The organism is Pseudonocardia xinjiangensis (assembly GCF_012911925.1).
Classification (GTDB): Bacteria; Actinomycetota; Actinomycetes; order Mycobacteriales; family Pseudonocardiaceae; genus Pseudonocardia; species Pseudonocardia xinjiangensis.
On record NZ_JAAXKY010000012.1, the window covers coordinates 12,590 to 34,061 of the forward strand.

A 21,472-nucleotide genomic window follows, 5' to 3' on the forward strand; every position below is an offset into this window, starting at 1 on the left:
TATGGCCGGCAAGGACGAGGTTCCGAGCACGGTGGAGCGCTCGGACGACAAGGCCGAACGGACGTGGGAGAAGACCTACGACTCCGCGATGGACAGCTACGACGGTGACGGTGCCCGCGCCCGTCGCACGGCCTTCGCGTCGCTGAAGCACACCCACGAGAAGGTCGGCGACCACTGGGAGCCCAAGGACGGGAAGGGTCCGTCCGACGAGCAGGCCGCCCGGGGTGGCCGCGACAGCGACCTCCCCACCGCCGGCGGTGTGGATGCCAATGCGTCGAAGGAGCACCTGCTCGACGTCGCCAAGAAGCTCGACGTGCGCGGCAGGTCGTCGATGAACAAGGACGAGCTGGTCGAGGCGATCGGTAAGGCGAACAACCGCGAGACCGCGAAGGCGCGCAAGAAGAAGTAGCGGGAACCACCGGACCTCGGTCGGCGTGGCCGACCGAGGTCCCGGCGTGTCCGTGCTCAGCCCAGGGCGCGCAGCTTCGGCAGGACGTCCTCGGCGAACTGCGTGAGGAAGCGCTCCTGGTCCGCGCCCGGCCCGTGGAAGACCAGGTGGTTCAGCCCGGCATCCACGTAGGGCTTGATCTGGGCCACGGCCTCCTCCGGGTCGGACGCCACGATCCACCGCTTCGCCACCTGCTCGATGGGCAGCTCGTCGGCGAGCCGCTCCATCTCGACGGCCGAGTCGACGCTGTGCTTCTGCTCGGGCGTGAGCGACAACGGCGCCCAGAACCGGGTGTTCTCCAGCGCCTGCTCGTGGTCGCGGTCGTAGGACAGCTTGATCTCGATCATCCGGTCGACGTCGTCGAGGCTGCGTCCGGCCGCCTCGGCGCCCTCGGCAACCGCCGGCAGCAGCTTCTCGGTGTAGAGGTCCATGCCCTTGCCGGAGGTGCAGATGAAACCCTCCGCCGAGCGGCCTGCGTACTTCGCCACGACCGGGCCCCCGGCCGCCACGTACACCGGCACCGGCTGCTCGGGCTTGTCGTAGATCGTCGCGCCGACCGTGCGGTAGTACTCACCCTCGAACGAGACCTCCTCGTCGGCCGTCCACAGCTCACGCATGAGCTTGACGGCCTCCCGCAGCCGGGCGAAGCGCTCCTTGAACTCCGGCCACTCCCGTCCGGAGACGGCGATCTCGTTCAGGGCCTCCCCCGTGCCGACCCCGAGCATGACGCGGCCGGGGTAGAGCATCCCCAGCGTGGCGAAGGTCTGCGCGAGCACCGCCGGGTTGTAACGGAACGTCGGGGTGAGCACCGACGTACCGATCTGTACCCGCTCGGTGCGCTCTCCCACTGCCGCGAGCCACATCAGCGAGGCCGGCGCGTGGCCGCCCTCGTGCCGCCACGGCAGGAAGTGATCCGACGTCACCACGCTGTCCAGGCCCAGCTCTTCCGCCCGCACCGCGTACTCCACGAGCTCCCGCGGCGCGAACTGCTCCGCCGAGGCCTTGTAGCCGATCCGCAACGCCACGTCCTCAGATCCTTCCCGACCCGACTGTTTCTGCTCCCTCCAGAGTGCTACAACCGCGCCCTTGACCTCCACCCGCCTCGAGGTCGCACGGTGACAGGCATGCCAGAACTCGCATGCGTCGCGGTTCGGAAAAACCTACCGTGATCGATGCCATGAGCGACCATCTCGAGCAGCAGCCCCACCGCGCCACCCTCGGTGCGCTGCGCCGCCTCGCCCCGTACGTCCGTCCCCACCGAGCCGCCCTGATCGGAGGCGGCCTCGCCGCGCTCGCGAGCAGCCTCGCCGGGTTGGCGATCCCGCTGGTCACCCGGGCCATCGTGGACGGGCCGATCGCCCGGTCCGAGCTGTCGGTGCTGCCGTGGCTGGTGCTCGGGGTCCTCGCGTTCGGCCTGCTCGAAGCGGGGCTGATGTTCCTGCGGCGGCGCCTCGTCGCCCGCCCGAGCACCCGCATCGAGGCCACCATGCGGGAGGACCTGTTCGCGCACCTGCAGCGGCTGCCCGTGGCCTTCCACGACCGGTGGCCCTCAGGGCAGCTGCTCTCCCGGGCGACGACGGACCTCAACACGATCCGGTGGTTCGTCGCATTCTCGGGGATCTTCCTCGTGGTCAACGTCCTGACGATGGTGGCGGGCGTCGGGGTGCTGCTGTGGCTCTCCCCCGTGCTGGGTCTGGTCATCGCCGTGATCGCGGTGCCGCTGATCGTGCTCACCCTCGCGCTGGAGCGCCGCTTCTCGGTGGCCGCCCGCCGCTCGCAGGACCAGGCAGGCGATCTCGCCACGGTGGTGGAGGAGTCGGCGCTGGGCATCCGCGTGCTCAAGTCGCTCGGCCGGGGGCGCAGGCTCACGGCGCGCTTCGTGGCCGACGCGCGCGGGCTGCGCGGCACCGAGCTGCTGAAGATCCGGCTGCTCGCGGCGCTGTGGGCGGTGCTCGTGATGCTGCCCGAGTCGGCCATCGCGCTGATACTCGGGCTGGGGGCCTACGGCGTCGCCACCGGCACGCTCACCCTCGGCACCCTCGTCGGCGCCGTCACCGTCATGACCTACCTGTTCTGGCCGATCGCGTCGATCGGCTGGCTGCTGGCGGAGGCCAGCAACGCCGCGGCCGCCACCCGCCGGTACTGGGAGGTCCGCGACGTGGTGCCGGCGATCACCGATCCGGCCACGCCGGTTCCGGCGCCGGACCCGGTGCGGGGCGAGCTCGTCCTGCACGAGGTGTCCTTCCGCTACCCGGGCGGGACCCGTGACGTCCTGCACGGCGTCGACCTGGCGCTGCGGCCGGGCGAGACGATGGCGCTGGTCGGTGCCACCGGCTCGGGCAAGACCACCCTCACCGCGCTCGTCGGCAGGCTCTACGACGTCACCGGCGGCGCCGTGCTCATCGACGGGGTCGACGTGCGCGACCTGCGGCTGGCCGACCTGCGCACGATCGTGGCCACCGCGTTCGAGGAGCCGGTGCTGATCTCGGCGAGCGTGCGGGAGAACGTCGCGCTCGGGCTCCCGGCCGCGTCGGACGAGCAGGTCTGGGAGGCGTTGCGGGTGGCCAGCGCCGACGGGTTCGTCGCGGCGCTGCCCTGGGGCCTCGACACCCGCATCGGCGAGCAGGGCATGTCGCTCTCGGGCGGGCAGCGCCAGCGGCTCGCGCTGGCCCGTGCGGTGATCGGGCGCCCTCCCGTCCTGGTGCTGGACGACCCGCTCTCCGCGCTGGACGTGCACACCGAGGCCGAGGTCGAGGCGGCGCTGCGCCGGGTGCTGGGTGGGGTGACGGCGCTGGTCGTGGCGCACCGGCCGTCCACGGTCCAGCTCGCCGACCGGGTGGCGCTGCTCGTCGACGGGCGGATAGCGGCTGTCGGCACGCACAGCGAGCTGCTCGCCGCGGACCCGGAGTACCGGCGGCTGCTGTCCAGCCCCGACGAGGAACGAGCCGACGAACGAGAGGAGGTGGGCGCGTGAGCACCGGTACGGAGTCCGACGTCGGCACCACCACGGAGACGGGCACGGGCAAGGCCGCCACCGCCGACGTCGACACCGCCGGCGAGTCCTGGCGCGGTATCGCGCCGGAGGACGACGAGGCCGACGCCGTCGACCGGCGCACCGGGCTGAAACTGCAGCAGCGCGCCCGCCGGCTCGTCGCGGAGCTGCTGCGGCCGCACCGGCGTGCCGTCACCGTCGCGCTGGTGCTGCTCGTCGCCGAGAACCTGGTGATGCTGGCCGGCCCGCTGCTGGTGGCCACCGCGATCGACACCGGCGTGCCAGCGGCGCTGGCCGGGCGGCCCGCGCCGCTGGCCTGGTCCATCGCGGGGTACGCGGCCACCGGGATCGCCGGGGCGGCGCTGCGCTCGGCGTTCCTCCTGCTGTCCGGGCGGGTGGGGCAGGACGTGCTGCTCGACCTGCGGCGGCGGGTGTTCGCCCACGGGCAGCGGCTGTCGCTGGACTTCCACGAGTCCTACACCTCCGGGCGCCTGATCTCGCGCCTGACCAGCGACATGGACTCGCTGTCGGACCTGCTGGAGAAGGGTCTCGACGGGCTGTTCGGCGCCGTGCTCTCGCTGGTCGGTGTCACCGTGCTGCTGGTGTGGCTCGACCCGATGCTCGCCGCGGTCGTGCTCATCGGGTTCGTCCCGCTGATGGTGATCACGCGCTGGTTCCAGCGCAGCTCCCGGGCGAGCTACCGGCGCACCCGCAGCACCGTCGCCCGGCTGATCGTGCACTTCGTCGAGACGATGAACGGCATCCGTGCCGTGCATGCCTTCCGTCGCGAGCGGCGCAACGACGAGATCATGGACCGGCTCACCGTCGCCAACCGCGACGCCAACACCGAGGCGTTCCTGAGCGTCGCCTGGTTCATCGCGGGCATCCGGGTGGTCGGCAACGTGTCGCTGGCGCTCGTGCTGCTGATCGGCGGCCTGCGGGTGGTCGACGGCACGCTGGCGCTCGGCGCGCTCACCGCGTTCCTGCTGTACCTGCGCCGGCTCTACGACCCGCTCGACGACCTGGCGCAGTTCTTCAACAGCTACCAGTCGGCGGCCGCGGCCCTGGAGAAGATCGCCTCGGTTCTCGACACCCCGGCCGGGGTGCCCGAACCGGCCCGGCCGGTGCCGCTGCCCACGCCCGTGCGCGGGGACCTGGAGTTCGACCACGTCCGGTTCGCCTACCGGAGGGCGGCCGAACGCACGGTGCTGCCGGAGTTCTCGCTGCGCATCCCGGCCGGGCAGACGGTCGCGCTGGTGGGGGCCACCGGTGCGGGGAAGTCGACGCTGGCCAAGCTCGCTGTGCGGTTCTACGACCCGACCTCGGGCGCGGTCCGGCTCGACGGGGTGGACCTGCGCGACGTCGCCGACGCCGACCTGCGGTCCGCGCTGGTGATGATCACGCAGGAGGCGTTCCTGTTCTCCGGGTCGGTGGCCGACAACATCGCGATGGGCAGCGGCCACGACGACGGCCACGATCATCGGCCGCCCACCCGCGCCGAGATCGCGGCGGCCGCCGAGGCGGTGGGCGCCCGCGAGTTCATCGAGGCACTGCCCGACGGGTTCGACACGGACGTGCGCAAGCGCGGCGGGCGGCTCTCGGCAGGCCAGCGTCAGCTCGTGTCGCTCGCGCGGGTGGTGCTGGCCGACCCGGCGGTGGTGCTGCTCGACGAGGCCACGTCCTCCCTGGACATCCCGTCGGAGCGAGCGGTGCAGGCCGCACTGGAGACGGTGCTCGCCGGCCGCACGTCGTTGATCATCGCCCACCGGCTCTCGACGGTGCTGATCGCCGACCGCGTGCTGGTGCTCGCCGACGGCCGGATCGTGCAGGACGGGTCACCGGCGGAGCTGCTGGGCGGCAGCGGCGAGTTCGCCGACCTGCACGAGGCGTGGCGCGCGTCCCTCGCCTGAGCGGCAGGATGGCGGGATGCCTCCGGAGCCCGTCGCGCCCGAACCGGTGTCCGTCGTCGCGCCGGCGCTGACCCACCCGCACCTGCTGCGGCAGCGCTGGCGCGACGTCGCGTTCCTGCACTGGGCCGTCCGGCCCGCCGCGGTGGCCCGGTTCTTCCCGCCCGGCGTCGAGCCGGACGTCCTCGACGGCTGGACCTACGTCGGCCTCGTGCCGTTCCGCATGACCGGCACCGGCTTCGCCCACGGGCCCACCCTGCCGTGGGTGGGCACGTTCCTGGAGACCAACGTGCGCCTGTACTCCGTGGACGCCACGGGGCGGCGCGGCGTGGTCTTCCTCAGCCTCGACGCCGAGCGGGCCGTCGCCGTGGCGGCCGCCCGCGCGGCCTTCGGGCTGCCCTACCGGTGGGCGCGGATGCGTTTCGTCGCCGATGGGGACGTGCGCGGCTACGCGACGCGGGTGCGGTGGCCCGGGGTGTCCGCACGCAGCCGCATCGTCGTGCGCGCCGGCACGCAGGCCCCCGACGGCCCGCTGGAGCAGTTCCTCACGGCGCGCTGGGGCCTGCACACGGCTCATCTCGGCCGCACCTGGTACCTGCCCAACGAACACGCCACCTGGCCGCTGCGCACGGCGGAGGTGCTGGAGCTCGACGACGGGCTGGTCGCCGCGGCCGGCCTCGGCGACCTCACGCACCGCCCCCCGGACCACGTCGCCTTCAGCGACGGCGCCTACGTTCGTTTCGGGAGCCCGACCCCGGCAACCACCCCCCGCGGTTCAGGAAAGCCACTTTCAGGCCCTCTCAGGGCAGGAAAGTGGCTTTCCTGAACTTCCGGCGCCGCCGGGGGCCGGGTCAGATGAAGGCGCTGTGGCCGGTGATCGCCCGGCCCACCACCAGGGTGTTGATCTGGCGGGTGCCTTCGAACGAGTAGAGGGCCTCGGCGTCGGCGAAGAACTTCGCCACCCCGTAGTCGAGGACCACGCCGTTGCCCCCGACCACCTCGCGGGCGAGCGCGACGGTCTCGCGCATCCGGCTCGTGCAGAACTCCTTGGCGAGCGCGGCGTGCTCGTCGCGGGCCTCCCCCGCGTCCTGCAGCTGCGCGAGCCGGACCGCCATCCCGAACGAGGCGGTGATGTTGCCCAGCATCCGGACCAGGAGGTCCTGCACGAGCTGGAACCCCGCGATCGGACGGCCGAACTGCTCGCGTTCCTTCGCATACGCCAGCGCGACCTCGTAGGCGGCCATCATCGTGCCGGTGGAGCCCCACGCCACTCCCCCACGGGTACGCCGCAGCACCTTGTTGGTGTCGGCGAAGGAGCCGGCGTTCTGCAGCCGGTCGGACTCGGGCACGCGACAGTCCTGGAGCACGATGTCGGCGTTCTGCACGGTGCGCAGCGCGACCTTGTTCTCGATCTTGCTGGTGGTCATGCCGGGGTTGTCCTGCGCCACGACGAAGCCCTTCACGGAGTCGTCGGCGACGTCGCGGGCCCAGATCACGACGAGGTCGGCGAAGGTCCCGTTGCCGATCCAGCGCTTCTCACCATCGAGCACCCACTCCGCGTCCGGTCCGGAGCCCACGCGGCGGGCGGTGGTCCGCAGCCCGCGGGCGACGTCCGACCCGCCGTCGGGCTCCGTGAGGCCGAACGCACCGATCCGCTCCATCCGCGCCATGGCAGGCAACCAGCGCGCCCGCTGCTCGGCCGAGCCGCACAGGTCGATGCTGCCCATCGCGAGGCCGTTGTGGATGCCGAAGAAGCTGTTCATCGACGGGTCGGTGTGGGCGATCTCCAGTGCGACGAACCCGATCAGCAGGCGACGGGCGGCCGGGCCGTCCAGGTCGTCGTAGGGCAGGGCGGCGATGTCCAGCGCGGCGAACCCCGGTACGAGGTGGTGCGGGAACTCGGCGCGCGTCCAGTGCTCGACGGCGACCGGCGCCACCTCGGTGCGCAGGAACTCCCGCACCCGGGCCACCACCTCGTGCTCCTCGTCGGTGAGGAGGTCGGCGTAGCGGAAGAAGTCGCCGAGGAGCGGAGCGGTACCGGTCGCTGGGTCCATACCCGACGATCGCACCGGCCCGAGGGCTCGGCAACCGCCGCGGCCTACCCTGGGAGCGTGTCGACGGAGCTGCTCGATCGCGCCCCCACCCTGGAACGTCGCCACGGGCTGCCGGTGCACGCGCAGATCGAGCAGTGGCTCATGGACGAGATCACGCACGGCCAGATCGCCACCGGCGACCGGCTGCCCGGGGAGCGCGCACTGGCGGCCGCGCTGCGGGTGAGCCGCATGACGTTGCGGCAGGCACTGGACGGGCTCGCCCGCCGCGGGGTGCTCGTCCGGCTGCCGGGACGCACGGGCGGGGCGTTCGTGGCGGAGCCCAAGATCGACTGTGATCTCACGGGCCTGGCCGGGTTCACCGAGCAGATGCGGCGGGCGCACCGGCGCGCCGGGGCCGAGGTGCTGTCCGCGCGGACGGTGGCCGCCGAGGAGACGGTCGCGGCGGCGCTGCGGATGCCGCCGGGCACGGCGGTGCACGAGCTCGTGCGGGTGCGCTCGGCGGACGGCACGCCACTCGCGCTGGAACGGTCCTGGTTCCCGGCCGAGCACCTCCCCGGCCTGCTCGACCACCCGCTGACCGGGTCGATCTACGACCTGCTCTCGCTGCAGTTCCGGCTCGCCCCGCACACCGCCGTGGAGTACCTGGAGTCGGTCAGCGCCGACGCCGCCGACGCCGACGCGCTCGGGGTCCCCCGAGGCACGGCGCTGATGAGCGTGGAGCGGGTGGCCCAATCGGTGGCCGGGCTGCCCGTGGAGTTCGCCCGCGACGTCTACCGCGCCGACCGCGTCCGGCTGATGGTGCGCACCGACATCCAGGAGCGGCGCCGGCAGCACCCGGGCGGCTAGTGCGGCGTGGCCTGCTGCCCGGCCAGCCGGACGACGGCCGCGGCGATGGCAGGCGACTGCTCCTCCGGCAGGAAGTGCCGGGCGCGCAGCTGAGTGGCGCTCTCCACTCCCAATGCGTCCTGCACCGCGCGGCGGCGGTTCTCCCCGAGCGCGGGGTCGTACTGCCCCCACACCACCTGCGCCGGGTACGGCCGGGAACGCAGGCCCTTGTAGAAGAAGGCCTGTTTCGCCTCCGTCAGCTCGAACCCGCGCATGATCCGCAGGAACGCCCGCCCGCCGTCCTCGCGCTTGAGCAACGCGAAGTAGGCGTCGATCTCCGAGCTGTCCATGGCGGTCTGGTCGGCCAGCCCCACGTGGCGGAAGAGCCAGCGGGAGCCGGGAGGGCGCAGTCCCGCGAGCCAGGCCTCCCCGACGGTGGGGATCGCGAAGGGTTGCATCGACCACGGGCGCCGGAACACCGCGACGTCGACGGGCGAGTTGAGCACGGTCAGCGAGAGCACCCGCTCCGGGTGGGTGATGGCCCATTCGAACCCGATCGGCCCGCCGATGTCGTGCACGACCAGATGGCACCGATCGATCCCCAGCGCGTCGACCGCGTGGCCGGTCCACTCCGCGAGGCCGCTCCAGGAGTAGTTGAACCCCACCGGGCGATCGGCCAGGCCGAGGCCGGGAAAGTCGAACGCGACGCCCCGCAGTCCGCGACCGGCGAACTCCGGCACGAGCTTGCGGAAGAGGAACGAGCTTGCCGGGACGCCGTGCAGGCACACCACCGGCGGTCCGTCGCCCCGGTCGAGAACGAAGCTCCGCACCCCGTCGGCCTCGAAGTCGCGACCGGACGAGCGGTGCCTCTCCACCACGTCGGCGACAGTGCGCAACACAAATCCCCCCTTGTGGGAACAAATCCCATTCCGCCGATATCGGACCAGCCCCCGGGAATAGTCGGGAGATCGGCGACTCGAATTCGAGACTACCCACTCGACCCACTCCACGACGCCCGTGAATCGCAGTGGGAGGCTTGCCGCTCCAGCCCATTTTCCATCCCGCGGACGGTCGCCGGAGCTCGACCGATGAGCATCGAGCGCCCAGCAGGTCTCAGAGAGGACCGACGGAAGGAATGGCGTGATGGCCGCGGGATATGTGGACACCAACGGAGTGACGTTGTGGTACGAGGAGCTGGGCCGGCCGGACGGGACGCCGGTGCTCCTGGTGATGGGAGGCGGGGCGTCGGTGCTCTGGTGGCCACGTGAGCTGATCGAGGGCCTCGTCGGCGCCGGGTACCGGGTCGTGCGGTTCGACAACCGGGACGTCGGGCTGTCCACCCACATCGACTGGGCCAGTGCGCCGTACGGGATCGGGGACATGGCCTCCGATGCGGTCGGCGTGCTCGACGCCCTCGGCATCGCCGCCGCCCACCTCGTCGGTGTGTCGGTGGGCGGGATGGTCGTCCAGGTCGCGGCCCTGGAACATCCCGACCGCGTGCGTTCCTTGACGCTCATCAGCTCCACACCCGGGCCGGACCCCCGCCTGTCGCCGGGTGACGGTTCCGTGTTCGCCGGCCTCGACCGCCCCGTCGAGACCGACGAGGACCTGGCCGACCTGGAGGTCGACTTCTGCCGCGCCGTGGCGGGCAGCCGGTTCGCGTTCGACGAGCGGTACTACCGCGAGATCGCCGTCGCCGATCACGCCCGTGGCACGAACCCGGCGGCCAACGCCCCCTCGGCGTCCTCACGCATCGACGATCTCGCCCGGATCCAGGTACCGACCCTCGTCGTCCACGGCACCGAGGACCCGATCTATCCCTACGACCATGCCGAGGTCCTCGCCGAGGGCATCCCGGCGGCCACGCTGGTCACGTGGGACGGCGTCGGCCACGAGCAACCCCCTCAGCTCGTCCCCGAGCTGACCCGGCTGATCACCGGCCATGTGCACGCGGCGGGCCGAGGCGACCCGAGCGGCTACCGATGCTGACGGGGCCGGCGCCTACGATCGCCGGGTGACGCTCCCCCGGACCGCCGACGCGCAGCAGGTGCTCCACCGGGTCTTCGGCTACGACACGTTCCGCGGGAACCAGCAGGAGATCATCGAGCACGTCTGCGGAGGCGGCGACGCCCTCGTGCTCATGCCCACCGGTGGCGGCAAGTCGCTGTGCTACCAGATCCCCGCCCTGGTCCGCGACGGAGTCGGGGTGGTCGTCTCCCCCCTGATCGCGCTCATGCAGGACCAGGTGGACGCCCTCCTCGCGCTCGGCGTCCGGGCGGGGTTCCTCAACTCGACCCAGGGGCCCGACGAGCGGCGCGCCGTCGAGGCCGCGTTCCTCTCCGGGGAGCTCGACCTGCTCTACCTCGCCCCGGAGCGGCTGCGGGTGGAGTCCACCCTGCGCCTGCTGGAGCGGGGCCGGATCGCGCTGTTCGCCATCGACGAGGCCCACTGCGTGGCCCAGTGGGGCCACGACTTCCGCCCCGACTACCTCGCGCTCTCACAGCTGCACGAGCGCTGGCCCGACGTGCCCCGCATCGCGCTCACCGCCACCGCCACGGAGGCCACCCACGCCGAGATCGCCGGGCGGCTGAACCTCGAGGGCGCCCGGCACTTCGTCGCGAGCTTCGACCGGCCCAACATCCAGTACCGGATCGCGCCGAAGGACGAGCCCCGCCGCCAGCTGCTCCACCTGCTGCGCACCGAGCATCCCGGCGACGCCGGCATCGTCTACTGCCTCTCCCGCAACTCGGTCGACAAGACCGCCGAGTTCCTCGTGGCCCAGGGGCTCACGGCGCTGCCGTACCACGCCGGTCTCGACGCCGGCACGCGCGCGGCCAACCAGTCGCGGTTCCTGCGCGAGGACGGCGTGATCATGGTCGCCACCATCGCGTTCGGCATGGGCATCGACAAGCCCGACGTCCGCTTCGTCGCGCACCTGGACCTGCCCAAGTCGGTGGAGGGCTACTACCAGGAGACCGGCCGCGCCGGGCGCGACGGGCTGCCGTCCACGGCCTGGCTGGCCTACGGGCTCGCCGATGTCGTGCAGCAGCGCAAGATGATCGACGACTCCGAGGGCGACCTGGCCCACCGCCGCCGCCTCGCCCAGCACCTCGACGCGATGCTCGCGCTCTGCGAGACCGTCGAGTGCCGGCGGGTGCAGCTGCTCAACTACTTCGGGCAGCAGGGCAAGCCGTGTGGCAACTGCGACACCTGCCTCGCTCCGCCCGAGTCGTGGGACGGCACGGTCGCCGCGCAGAAGGTGCTCTCCACGGTGTTCCGGCTCGACCGGGAGCGCCACCAGAAGTTCGGGGCCGGGCAGATCGTCGACATCCTGCTCGGGAAGCGCACCGCGAAGGTCGAGCAGTTCGACCACCACTCGCTCACCGTGTTCGGTGTGGGCACCGAACTGGGAGAGGGTGAGTGGCGCGGGGTCATCCGGCAGCTGATGGCGCAGGGCCTGCTGGCCGTCGAGGGCAACTACCAGACCTTCGTGCTCACCGAGGCCAGCCGGGGGGTGCTGCGGGGTGAGCGACAGGTCATGCTGCGGCGCGACCCGAAACGCCAGGCGCAGGGGCGCACGCGTTCCGCACGGGCCCCGCAGGTGGAGCTGCCCGCCGCGGCCGCGCCGGTGTTCGAGCGGCTGCGGGCCTGGCGCGGGTCCGCGGCGAAGGAGCAGGGCGTACCCGCCTACGTGATCTTCCACGACGCCACACTGCGGGAGATCGCCACGCGGATGCCCGCCACCACCGCGGAGCTGGGCACCATCAGCGGGATCGGGGAGAACAAGCTCGCGAAGTACGGCGCGCAGGTGCTCGAGGCGCTCGCGGGCTGAGCTCAGGTGCGGTCTCCCGAGGTCAGGGGGCCGACACCCCCTCCTCGATCACGTAAGCCGTGGTCTTCGAACGGTCCAGGAACCGGGCCTCGTCCTCGGCGATCGCGGGAATGCCCAGGCTGGAGATCCAGTTCTCGAACCCGGAGCGGTCGTCCCACACCGTCTCCGTGACCACGTCGAACCCGATGGCCGGTGACTCGAGGTTGGCCGCATCGCCGCGGGAGAGATAGTTGCGCTTGTACACCCTCGGCAGCGGCGCATGGCTCAGCACGAGCGGTACGTGATGGTTCTCGTAGTAGTCGATGAACTCCTCGCGACTGAGGTCCGCACGCTTGGTCAGGTAGGCGAAGACCTTGAACATCGTTGATCCTTCCGATTCTGCAAGGTCGTCACACCGGCCGACCTGCGCACTGTGGAGCCGTAGTGCTGTGAGGAGGAGCGGGACCTCTAGAGCATCTCCAACGGCTGGGGGCGCCGCGGTGGTGGGAATGCCGCGTCCAGCGTCTCCAGGTCGTCGGCGGTGAGGGCCAGGTCGCGGGCGGCGGCGTTCTCCCGGACGTGCTCGGGGTCGGCGGCTTTCGGGATCGCGATCATGGCATCCCGGTGCAGTACCCACGCCAGTGCCACCTGGGCGGGCGTCGCCCCGTGCCGCCGGGCCACCTCGGTCAGCCCGGGTTCGCCGAGCAGCCTGCCCTGCTCGATCGGCGAGTAGGCCATCACCGGCACGCGGTGCTCACCGCACCACGGCAGCAGGTCGTACTCCGGACCGCGGCGGGTCAAGTTGTAGAGCACCTGGTCGGTAGCCACGGCGTGGCCGCCCGGCAGGCCGTACAGCTGCTCCATGTCGTCCCGGTCGAGGTTGCTCACCCCCCAGTACCGGATCGCGCCGGCGTCGAACAGGTCGGCGAACCCGGCGAGCGTCTCGGCGAGGGGGACCCGGCCGCGCCAGTGCAGCAGGTACAGATCGATCCGGTCGGTGCGCAGCCGCCGCAGGCTCTCCTGGCAGGCGCGCACGGTGCCGGCGCGGGTGGCGTGGTGGGGCAGCACCTTGTCCACCAGGAACACCTCGTCGCGACGGCCGGCGACGGCCTCCCCGACCAGCTCCTCCGACGCGCCGTCGCCGTACATCTCCGCCGTGTCGACCACGCTCAGGCCGAGGTCGAGGCCCAGGCGCAGCGCCGCGATCTCGTCGGCGCGGCGCCGGGGATCGTCGCCCAGGTACCACGTGCCCTGGCCGAGCGCCGCCACCTGTTCGCCCGACGGCAACGTGACGACGTGGGGACCGGTCACCATCTGCACCTCCGTTGTCGCGGCTCCCCGCCATTCTGGCCGCAACCACGGTGACCCCGGCGCGGGGACGCCCTCAGCCGTCGGCGCGGATGCGCTCGCCCTTCGGGTCGTAGAGGACCGACGCCGCGACAGCGCCGTCCACCCACGTCCCGTCGACCTGCACCGCCACCGGCGCCCCCTCGGGGGTGCCGGCGGGCAGGTAGGCGTAGGCGAGGGAACGGGCCACCGTGTAGCCGTAGCCGCCGGAGGTGACCTGGCCGACGACCTCGTCCCCGACCCGCACGGGCTCCCCGCCCAGGGCGACCGCGCGGGGATCGTCGAGCACGAGGCAGCGCAGCCTCCGGGCGACCCCGCGCGCCCGGGCGGCCAGCAGTGCCCCGCGCCCGGCGAACTCCCCGTCGCGGCGCACGGCGAAGCCCAGGCCGGCCTCGTCGGGGGTGGTCTCGGGGCCGATGTCGGACCCCCACACGCGGTAGCCCTTCTCCAGCCGCAGGCTCTCGATCGCGCGGTAGCCGCCGGGGCGCAGCCCGTGGGGCGCGCCGGCCTCCACGAGCGTGGTCCACAGCGCGGCGCCGTACTCGGTGGAGCAGTAGAGCTCGAAGCCCAGCTCCCCGACGAACGTCACCCGCAGCGCGCGCACCGGGACGTCCCCGACCGTGGTCTCGCGCATCGACGGGTACGGGAAGTCGGCATTGGCCAGCGACGCGGGCGTCAGGGGGGCGAGGACCTCGCGGGAGCGCGGCCCCCACAGCCCGAAGCACGCCCAGGCGCCGGTCACGTCGGCCAGCCGCAACGCGGCACCGGTGCGCCGGGCCTGGCGGCGCAGCCAGCCGAGGTCGTGCGGCCCGAACGCCGTGCCCGTCACCACGAGGAACTCCTCGGGGCCCACCCGGGTGACGGTCACGTCCATCTCGATGCCGCCACGGTCGTTGAGCGCCTGCGTGTAGACGACGGCGCCGGGCTCGCGGTCGGTCCGCCCGGCGAAGACGTGCCGGCAGAACGCCGCCGCGTCCGGCCCGGAGATCTCGATCTTCGAGAACGAGCTCTCGTCGAACAGGCCTGCTGCCTCCCGGACGGCGAGGTGCTCGGTCTCGACGCAGGGCGACCAGTGCCGCCCGGCCCAGCCCCGGGGGCGCAGCTCCTCGGAGCCGGGCTCGGAGTAGTGGTTGACCCGCTCCCAACCGGCCTTCTCCCCGAACACGGCGCCGTGCGCCGCGTGCCACGGGTAGGCGGGCGAGGTGCGCAACGGGCGCCCCGCCGTCCGTTCCGCGGCCGGGTACCGGATGTCGTAGTAGCTCTCGTAGTTCTCCCGCACCCGCGCGAGCGTGTAGCCGGGCGAGCGGTAGTGCCGGTGGCCGAAGCGGCGCACGTCCATGTGCCACAGGTCGAGACCGGGGTCGCCGTCGAGGATCCAGGCGGCCAGCACGCGCCCGATGCCCCCGGCACCGGCGATGCCGTGCGCGCAGAATCCGGCGGCGACGAAGAACCCGGCCACCTCGGTCTCACCGAGGCAGAACTCGTTGTCCGGGGTGAACGCCTCCGGCCCATTGATCATCGACGCCACGCCCGTGTCGGCGAGCACCGGGAACCGGACCTGGGAGTTCTCGAGGATCTCCTCGAACCGCTCCCAGTCCGGCGGGAGCAGCTTGCCGTTGAAGTCGGCCGGGACGGCGTCGAGCGATCGCGGGGTGGCCGTCCAGGGCGCGCTGTGACGCTCGTAGCCGCCCATCACCAGCCCGTCGATCTCCTGGCGGTAGTAGACGAGCAGGTCGGGGTCGCGCAGCGACGGCAGCGGGTGGTCGGGCAGGGTGCCTGCCGGGAGCGGGGCCGTCACGACGTACTGGTGCGACATCGGCACCACGGGCACCCGCACGTCGACCAGCCGGGCGATCTCGGCGGCGAACATGCCGCCGCAGTCGACGACGACCTCGCACTCGACGTCGCCGCGGTCGGTGCGCACGCGGGTGACCCGGCCGCCGTCGGTGTCGATGCCGACCACCCTGGTCCGCTGGGCGATCGTCACACCCCCCTCGCGGGCGAGCGCGGCGAGCGCGTAGCAGAGCCGGGCGGGGTCGACCTGGCCGTCGGTGGGCGTGTACGCGGCGCCGAGCACCCCCTCGACCGACATCAGCGGGAACAGCTCCCGTGCCTCGTCGGCCGAGATGAGCTCCAGTGGCAGCCCTGATCGCTGCGCCCAGCCCGCCTGCCTGCGGATCTCCTCGAGCCGGGCGGGTGAGGACGCGAGCCGCAACGACCCCGACTCCACCCACCCCGGGGCGTGCTCGCTCTCCTGCAACCTGCGGTAGAGCTCGACCGACCAGCCGTTGATCGTGGTGAGCGCCGGGTCGGACCGCAGCTGCCCGACCAGGCCGGCCGAGTGGAACGTGGACCCGCTCGTGAGCTCGGCGCGCTCGACGAGCAGCACGTCCCGCTCGCCGCGCTCGGCGAGGTGGAACGCCACGCTCGTGCCGCCCACTCCCCCACCGATCACCACGACGCGGGCCCGCCCGGGGAGCGCTTGCACCATGCCCCGACCCTACGGTCTAGACCGTTCCCGGAGCGAGCCCTACGATCCTGCGATGGAAGTCCGATCCGCGGTGCTCGACCCCGTGACGGACGCGCTGCTCGACTCCATCCCGTGCACCTCCCGGCGGCCCCGGACGGTGGAGGAGCTACCCGGCGGCCTCACCAACCGCAACCTCAAGGTCACCAACCCCGACGGGTGCTGCGTCGTGCGCATCCCCGCCCAGGACGGGGGCGGCCTGCTCGGTATCGACCGCGACCACGAGTACGCCAACTCCGTGGCCGCCGCGGCGGCGGGCGTGGGGGCGCGGGTGCTGCACCGGCGGCCGGGCGTGGGGCTGACCGTCGAGTACCTGCCCGGGCGCCCGCTCACCGACGGCGACCTCCACGATTCCGCCGTGCTGGGCCTCGTGGCCGCCGCGTGCCGGCGGCTGCACGCCGGGCCGCGCTTCGTCAACGACTTCGACATGTTCGCCGTGCAGGCCCGCTACCGGCGCATCGTCGCCGAGCACGGCTTCCGGCTGCCGCCGCGCTACGACGAGTTCGCCCCGCTGGTGCCCCGGATCCGCGCGGCGCTCGGACCGCGGGTGACAGCGCCATGCAACAACGACCTCCTCGCCGCCAACCTGCTCCTGTGCCCGGACGGGAGCGGGGGCGAGCGGGTGCGGATCATCGACTTCGAGTACTCGGGCAACAACGACCCGTGCTTCGAGCTGGGCAACATCTGGAGCGAGGCGGCCCTGCCGGCCCCGCTGCTCGACGTGCTCGTCGCCGCCTACTTCGGCCGCCCGTGCCCCCGCCAGGTGGCCCGCGCCCGGCTGTTCGCGCTGATGGCGAAGTACGGCTGGACGTTGTGGGCGTCGATCCAGGACGGCTCCAGCCCGCTGCACTTCGACTTCTGGTCCTGGGGGATGGAGAAGTACGACCGGGCCGTCGCGGAGTTCGACGGCCCCGACCTCGAGCACCTGCTCACGGCAGCGCACCCGCCCGACCGAGATCTGTGACACCTGGAGGCCGCATGCCCGCCGACGACCCGAACAGTGACGACAGGAACGGGCACGACAGGCACGGCGACGAGGCCACCCTGCGCCGGCTCGGCTACGCGCAGGTGCTCTACCGCGAGATGGGCGGGTTCTCCAACTTCGCCATCTCCTTCACGATCATCTCGATCCTCGCGGGCTGCCTGACCTCGTACTACATCGCGTTCAACAACGGCGGCCCGGTCGCGATCACATGGGGCTGGCTGCTGGTCGGCGGGTTCTGCGTGCTGGTGGCGATGGCCATGGGCGAGATCGCCTCGGCGATGCCCACCGCCGGGGCGCTGTACTTCTGGGCGTCGAAGCTGGGCGGCCCGGCGTGGGGCTGGTTCACCGGCTGGTTCAACCTGATCGGCCAGATCGCGGTGACCGCCGCGATCGACTACGGCGCCGCGATCTTCACCACCGCGCTGCTCAACCTGTGGTTCCCCGCCGTCGTCGGCACCGGGACAGGCACGGTCTTCGTGGTCTACTCGGTGATCATCGCGCTGCACCTCGCGCTGAACCTGCTGAACGTGAACCTGCTGGCCCGGCTCAACACGTTCTCGGCGTGGTGGCACATGGTCGGCGTGCTCGTGATCGTCGCCGTCCTGATCGTCGTCCCCGACAACCACCAGTCCGCCGCGTTCGTGTTCGGCGAGACGCTCAACAACTCCGGGTTCTCCGGGGAGGGCTTCGGCGACGCCGGGTTCTGGTTCGTGTTCGGCATCGGCCTGCTGATGGCCCAGTACACGATCACCGGGTACGACGCATCGGCGCACATGAGCGAGGAGACGCGCCTGGCGTCCCGGGCCGCGGCCTGGGGCATGGTGATGTCGGTCGCCGTGTCGGTGGTCTTCGGCTTCGTCCTGCTGGTCGCGGTGACGTTCGCGGTGCCCGACGTCCAGGGCACGCTCGACGCAGCAGGCAACGCCGTCGTCTACATCTGGACGGAGTCACTCGGCGGGGCGTGGGCCGAGTTCCTGCTGCTCATCGCCGTGGTCGGGCAGTTCTTCTGCGGTACGGCGTCGGTGACGTCGGCGTCGCGGATGCTCTTCGCGTTCTCCCGCGACGGCGCCGTGCCCGCCTCGCGGCTGTGGCGCAAGGTCGCCGCCAACCGCGTGCCGGTGAACGCCGTGGCCGCGATCGCCGTGCTGAGCTGGGCACTGATGCTCCCGACGCTCGCGAACGGCGTGGTCGGCTACCTCGTCGGCACCTCCATCGCGGTGATCGGCCTCTACATCGCGTTCGCACTGCCGATCGTCCTGCGGATCCGGGCCGGCTCCCGGTTCGAGGGCGGCGCGTGGAGCCTCGGTCACCACTACCGCTGGGTCGCACCCGTCGCCGTCGCGTGGATCGCGCTCGTGTGCGTCCTGTTCCTGCTGCCGGTCTCCCCCAAGGGCATCCCGGGCGCCGCGGACTTCGACTGGAACGTGGTCAACTACGCCCCGATCACGGTGGGCGGGGCGCTGCTCCTGTTCGGTGGCTGGTACCTGCTCTCAGCGCGCCACTGGTTCACCGGCCCGGTCCGGGAGGCCGGCACCGAGGAGGAGCTGACCGGCATCGAGGGACAGCTGGAGGCCGATGCCCCGTGAGATCCTCATCCCCATGAAGCCACGCGGGATGCTCACGCTCGACCAGCTGCGGGCCGCGGTGGACGAGGGGTCGATCGACACCGTGCTCGTCGCGTTCACCGACATGCAGGGCCGGCTGCAGGGCAAGCGCTGCGCCGCCCCGTACTTCCTCGCCGACGTCGTGCCGCACGCGGCCGAGGCCTGCAACTACCTGCTGGCCGTGGACGTCGAGATGAACACCGTCGGCGGGTACGCGATGTCGAGCTGGGAACGCGGCTACGGCGACTTCGTGCTCAAGCCCGACCTCGCGACGTTGCGGCTCGTCCCGTGGCAGGAGGGCACCGCGCTCGTGCTGTGCGACGCGCAGTGGGCCGACGGGTCGCCCGTCGTCGCGTCGCCGCGGCAGATCCTGCGTGGCCAGCTGGACCGGCTCGCCGAGCACGGCCTGCACGCCGACGTCGGCACGGAGCTGGAGTTCATGATCTTCGCCGACTCGTTCGACACCGCCTGGCGCAAGGGCTACCACCAGCTCGAGCCCGCCAACCTCTACAACGTCGACTACTCGATGCTCGGCACGGCACGCGTGGAGCCGCTGCTGCGCCGGATCCGCAACGGGATGGCGGGCGCCGGGATGGTCGTCGAGTCGGCGAAGGGCGAGTGCAACCTCGGCCAGCACGAGATCGCCTTCCGCTACGCCGACGCGCTGACCACGTGCGACAACCACACGATCTACAAGACCGGCGCGAAGGAGATCGCCGACCAGGCCGGCACGGCGCTCACCTTCATGGCCAAGTACGACGAGCGGGAGGGCAACTCCTGCCACATCCACATCTCGCTGCGCGGGGAGGACGGGCCGGTCTTCGCCGGGGAGTCCGAACACGGCTTCTCCCCGCTGTTCGAGCACTTCGTGGCGGGCCAGCAGGCGTGTCTGCGCGAGCTCACCTACCTCTTCGCACCGAACGTCAACTCCTACAAGCGCTACGCCGAGGGCTCGTTCGCGCCCACCGCGGTCGCCTGGGGGCTCGACAACCGGACGTGCGCGCTGCGCGTCGTCGGGCACGGCCCCTCGCTGCGGGTGGAGAACCGGGTGCCCGGCGGTGACATGAACCCGTACCTGGGGGTCGCCGCACTGATCGCGGCCGGGCTGCACGGCATCGAGAACGAGCTGCCCCTGGAGCCGGAGCTCGCCGGCAACGCCTACACCTCCGACGCACCACGGGTCCCGTCGACGCTACGGGAGGCGGCCGAGCTGTTCGCCGGCTCCACGGTGGCCGTCGACGCCTTCGGCCAGGAGGTCGTCGAGCACTACGCCAACGCGGCGCGGGTGGAGCTGGCCGCCTTCGACTCCGCCGTCACCGACTGGGAGCGCCGGCGTGGCTTCGAACGGCTCTAGCCGCACCCACCGCCCGATCGTCGGGCTCACCGCATACGGGGAGCACGTCCGGTACGGGGTGTGGGAGCACGAGGCCGTGCTGCTCCCCGTCACCTACCCCGACGTGGTGCTCGCCTCCGGCGGAATCCCCGTGCTGCTGCCACCCCGCGTCGAGTCGGCGGTCGCCGTCGACCGGATCGACGCGCTGGTGCTCTCGGGTGGCCCCGACATCGCCCCGGGCCGGTACGGCGAGGCGCCGCACCCCCGCACCGGGGAGCCGCGGCCCGAGCGCGACGCCGCCGAGATCGCGATGCTGCACCGGGCGCTCGAGCGCGGCATTCCCGTGCTCGGTGTGTGCCGCGGGGTGCAGCTGTTGAACGTCGCGCTGGGCGGGACGCTGGTCCAGCACGTCCCCGACGCCGTCGGCCACACCGGGCACAACCCCACCCCGGGCGTCTTCGGCACCACCACGGTGGGTCTCGTGCCCGGCGGGCGCGTGGCCGCCACCGTCGGCACCACGGTGGCCGTGCAGTGCCACCACCACCAGGCCATCGACCGGGTCGCTCCCGGGCTGAGGGTCACCGGGCGGGCCGCGGACGGCACGGTGGAGGCCGTCGAGCTGGACGGCGCACCGTTCGTGGTGGGCGTCCAGTGGCATCCCGAACAGGACGCCACGGACGTTCGGCTGATGACGGCACTGGTGGCGGCGGCGACCGGGAACCCAACGCCACCGGGGCGGTAGCCGAGCGAGCACCCGACCGTCCCCACCTGCGGCACACGCCGACCGGTGCCAGGCCGGTGCAGCGGCCACCCCTCCCGCCGGGCTCGGCCGGAGCTCGCCCCTAGCCGGCGAATAGTCTGCGGACATGATCGAGCGGTTCGCGGGGCGCACGGCGGTCGTCACGGGCGGCGGCAGCGGCATCGGGCTGGCCACCGTCCGCAGGCTCGCCCAGGAGGGCGCCCGGGTCGTCGTCGGCGACATCGACGCCGGGCCGGGACAGGCGGCGGCCGACGAGGTCAACGGCCTGTTCGTGCGCACCGATGTCACGTCGGAGGACGAGGTGCAGGCGCTGTTCGCCGCAGCCGCGGAGCACTACGGCAGCGTGGACGTGGCGTTCAACAACGCGGGGATCTCCCCGCCGGAGGACGACTCGATCCTCACCACGGACCTGGCCGCCTGGCGGCGCGTCCAGGAGGTCAACCTCACGTCGGTGTACCTGTGCTGCCGCGCCGCAATCCCGCACATGCAGCGGGCCGGGCGCGGCTCGATCGTCAACACGGCGTCGTTCGTGGCGGTCATGGGCGCGGCCACCTCGCAGATCTCCTACACGGCGTCCAAGGGCGGCGTGCTCGCCATGTCCCGTGAGCTGGGCGTGCAGTTCGCGCGCGAGAACATCCGGGTCAACGCCCTGTGCCCCGGACCGGTGGACACCCCCCTGCTGCAGGAGCTGTTCGCCGCCGACCCCGAGCGGGCCCAGCGCCGCCTGGTGCACATCCCGATGGGCCGGTTCGCGCGGCCCGAGGAGATCGCCGGCACCGTGGCGTTCCTCGCGAGCGACGACGCCTCGTTCATCACGGCGTCCACGTTCCTCGTGGACGGCGGGATCTCCGGCGCCTACGTCACGCCCCTGTAGCGCGC

The 21,472-nt window shown here is 72.3% G+C and carries 18 protein-coding genes; 12 read left to right on the top strand and 6 right to left on the bottom strand.

Annotated elements, in window-relative coordinates:
* Nucleotide 1 precedes the first annotated feature (1 nt).
* A complete protein-coding gene (locus HF577_RS06225) occupies nucleotides 2-409 on the top strand; it encodes a ChaB family protein (RefSeq protein ID WP_169394775.1) in 408 nt (135 codons plus the stop codon).
* A 56-nt stretch (nucleotides 410-465) separates the two neighbouring features.
* On the opposite strand, the gene fgd is transcribed toward HF577_RS06225, so the two are convergent.
* Nucleotides 466-1,473, bottom strand: coding sequence for a glucose-6-phosphate dehydrogenase (coenzyme-F420) (gene fgd / locus HF577_RS06230; protein ID WP_169394776.1), 1,008 nt, complete (start codon nucleotides 1,471-1,473; stop codon nucleotides 466-468).
* 152 nt (nucleotides 1,474-1,625) lie between these two features.
* On the opposite strand from fgd, the gene HF577_RS06235 reads away from it, so the two are divergent.
* From HF577_RS06235 to HF577_RS06245, 3 genes are read left to right on the top strand one after another with little or no spacing between them, the layout of a single operon-like run.
* Nucleotides 1,626-3,422: an ABC transporter ATP-binding protein gene (locus HF577_RS06235; RefSeq protein WP_169394777.1), complete on the top strand. Its 1,797-nt coding sequence runs from the start codon at nucleotides 1,626-1,628 to the stop codon at nucleotides 3,420-3,422.
* The gene (locus HF577_RS06240) at nucleotides 3,419-5,350 is read left to right on the top strand and encodes an ABC transporter ATP-binding protein (protein WP_169394778.1); all 1,932 of its coding nucleotides are present in this window, start codon (nucleotides 3,419-3,421) and stop codon (nucleotides 5,348-5,350) included. Before HF577_RS06235 ends, HF577_RS06240 begins: the two co-directional genes overlap by 4 nt.
* Before the next feature lie 16 nt (nucleotides 5,351-5,366).
* A complete protein-coding gene (locus tag HF577_RS06245; protein ID WP_169394779.1) occupies nucleotides 5,367-6,173 on the top strand; it encodes a YqjF family protein in 807 nt (268 codons plus the stop codon).
* Nucleotides 6,174-6,198: 25 nt separating this feature from the next.
* Here HF577_RS06245 and HF577_RS06250 read toward each other — a convergent pair whose 3' ends face one another.
* Nucleotides 6,199-7,401: an acyl-CoA dehydrogenase family protein gene (locus tag HF577_RS06250; protein ID WP_169394780.1), complete on the bottom strand. Its 1,203-nt coding sequence runs from the start codon at nucleotides 7,399-7,401 to the stop codon at nucleotides 6,199-6,201.
* A gap of 57 nt (nucleotides 7,402-7,458) precedes the next feature.
* Between HF577_RS06250 and HF577_RS06255 the strand changes: the two genes are divergently transcribed.
* Complete coding sequence (locus HF577_RS06255; RefSeq protein WP_169394781.1) at nucleotides 7,459-8,247, top strand: GntR family transcriptional regulator; 789 nt, start codon at nucleotides 7,459-7,461, stop codon at nucleotides 8,245-8,247.
* Here HF577_RS06255 and HF577_RS06260 read toward each other — a convergent pair.
* The gene (locus tag HF577_RS06260; RefSeq protein WP_211173872.1) at nucleotides 8,244-9,125 is read right to left on the bottom strand and encodes an alpha/beta fold hydrolase; all 882 of its coding nucleotides are present in this window, start codon (nucleotides 9,123-9,125) and stop codon (nucleotides 8,244-8,246) included. The two genes, HF577_RS06255 and HF577_RS06260, sit on opposite strands and share 4 nt — an antisense overlap.
* A gap of 244 nt (nucleotides 9,126-9,369) precedes the next feature.
* Here HF577_RS06260 and HF577_RS06265 point away from each other — a divergent pair, with 244 nt between their 5' ends.
* Together HF577_RS06265 and recQ are read left to right on the top strand one after the other, a co-directional pair.
* On the top strand, nucleotides 9,370-10,215 hold the full coding sequence (locus tag HF577_RS06265; protein WP_169394782.1) for an alpha/beta fold hydrolase: 846 nt from the start codon (nucleotides 9,370-9,372) through the stop codon (nucleotides 10,213-10,215).
* A gap of 25 nt (nucleotides 10,216-10,240) precedes the next feature.
* Nucleotides 10,241-12,058: a DNA helicase RecQ gene (recQ, locus tag HF577_RS06270; protein WP_312858971.1), complete on the top strand. Its 1,818-nt coding sequence runs from the start codon at nucleotides 10,241-10,243 to the stop codon at nucleotides 12,056-12,058.
* Between the two features lie 22 nt (nucleotides 12,059-12,080).
* Here the strand turns inward: recQ and HF577_RS06275 are convergent, their stop codons facing one another.
* From HF577_RS06275 to HF577_RS06285, 3 genes are all read right to left on the bottom strand, one after another.
* Nucleotides 12,081-12,419: an EthD domain-containing protein gene (locus tag HF577_RS06275; protein WP_169394784.1), complete on the bottom strand. Its 339-nt coding sequence runs from the start codon at nucleotides 12,417-12,419 to the stop codon at nucleotides 12,081-12,083.
* A gap of 86 nt (nucleotides 12,420-12,505) precedes the next feature.
* Nucleotides 12,506-13,351, bottom strand: coding sequence for an aldo/keto reductase (locus HF577_RS06280; protein WP_169394785.1), 846 nt, complete (start codon nucleotides 13,349-13,351; stop codon nucleotides 12,506-12,508).
* A gap of 70 nt (nucleotides 13,352-13,421) precedes the next feature.
* Nucleotides 13,422-15,875, bottom strand: a complete 2,454-nt coding sequence (locus tag HF577_RS06285) for a GcvT family protein (protein WP_169394786.1) — start codon at nucleotides 15,873-15,875, stop codon at nucleotides 13,422-13,424.
* Between the two features lie 52 nt (nucleotides 15,876-15,927).
* Here HF577_RS06285 and HF577_RS06290 point away from each other — a divergent pair, with 52 nt between their 5' ends.
* The 5 genes from HF577_RS06290 to HF577_RS06310 all read left to right on the top strand — a co-directional run bounded on the left by HF577_RS06290 (nucleotide 15,928) and on the right by HF577_RS06310 (nucleotide 21,467).
* On the top strand, nucleotides 15,928-16,875 hold the full coding sequence (locus HF577_RS06290) for a phosphotransferase (RefSeq protein WP_169394787.1): 948 nt from the start codon (nucleotides 15,928-15,930) through the stop codon (nucleotides 16,873-16,875).
* 14 nt (nucleotides 16,876-16,889) lie between these two features.
* A complete protein-coding gene (locus HF577_RS06295) occupies nucleotides 16,890-18,482 on the top strand; it encodes an amino acid permease (RefSeq protein WP_169394788.1) in 1,593 nt (530 codons plus the stop codon).
* A 28-nt stretch (nucleotides 18,483-18,510) separates the two neighbouring features.
* Nucleotides 18,511-19,854, top strand: coding sequence for a glutamine synthetase family protein (locus HF577_RS06300; protein WP_169394829.1), 1,344 nt, complete (start codon nucleotides 18,511-18,513; stop codon nucleotides 19,852-19,854).
* Nucleotides 19,835-20,575 carry a gamma-glutamyl-gamma-aminobutyrate hydrolase family protein gene (locus HF577_RS06305; protein ID WP_169394789.1) on the top strand — a complete coding sequence of 247 codons (741 nt, stop codon included), beginning with the start codon at nucleotides 19,835-19,837 and terminating at the stop codon, nucleotides 20,573-20,575. The genes HF577_RS06300 and HF577_RS06305 overlap by 20 nt, the downstream gene beginning before the upstream one ends.
* A gap of 124 nt (nucleotides 20,576-20,699) precedes the next feature.
* Nucleotides 20,700-21,467, top strand: a complete 768-nt coding sequence (locus HF577_RS06310) for a 3-oxoacyl-ACP reductase (RefSeq protein ID WP_169394790.1) — start codon at nucleotides 20,700-20,702, stop codon at nucleotides 21,465-21,467.
* Nucleotides 21,468-21,472: the final 5 nt, after the last annotated feature.